This is a genomic window from Sphingomonas sanguinis, assembly GCF_001476905.1.
GTDB lineage: Bacteria > Pseudomonadota > Alphaproteobacteria > Sphingomonadales > Sphingomonadaceae > Sphingomonas > Sphingomonas sanguinis_B.
The window spans coordinates 1-696 of sequence record NZ_LDTE01000202.1; the positions used below are offsets into that span (position 1 = coordinate 1).

At 65.7% G+C, this 696-nt stretch carries 1 protein-coding gene; it reads right to left on the bottom strand.

Annotation, left to right across the window (positions count from 1 at the left end):
* Positions 1–694: MFS transporter (locus SB4_RS18575; RefSeq protein ID WP_420893906.1), on the bottom strand; the 694-nt coding region annotated here is incomplete at its 3' end.
* Between the last annotated feature and the right edge of the window lie 2 nt (positions 695–696).

Sequence of the window (696 nt, forward strand, 5' to 3'; positions counted from 1 at the left end):
TGGGTGCCGCGGCGATGCGCGCCCGCTCCTCGGGCGCCAGCGGCAGTTCGGGCACCCGCTTGATCGACCAGACGATGGTGGCGAAGGACAGAACCGCGCCGATCATGAAGACGATACGCGCGGTATAGGGGATGTTGTGCCCGTCCACCCAGTCCGGGTTCATCCCCGCCCATACCAGGATCGAGGGCGTGAGGAAGGCGAGCATCTGCGCCAACCCGGTAAAGGCGCTCTGCGTCAGGAAGCCGATATTATGCTGTGACCCGTCCAGCCGGTCGGAGACATAGGCGCGGTACGGCTCCATGGTGATGTTGTTGCCCGCGTCGAGAATCCATAGCAGCGACACCGCCATCAGCAGCGACGAGCTGAGCGGCATGAAGAACAGCCCCAGCGCACACAGTACCGCGCCGATCAGGAAATAGGGCGTGCGGCGTCCCCAGCGGCTGTCCGTTCGGTCGCTCATCGCGCCGATCAGCGGCTGGATCAGCAGCCCCGTCATCGGCCCGGCCAGCTGAAGCAGCGGAATCTGCGCCTCTGACGCACCCAGATAGCTGTAGATCGGGGCCATGTTGCCCTGCTGCAGCCCGAAACTGAACTGCAGGCCGAGAAAGCCCAGATTCATCTCCAGGATGCGGACCAGCGACAGGCGCGGCTTGAACGGAGCGGCGTGGCCGGCGGCGGGGGTGGACGGGGTCATGC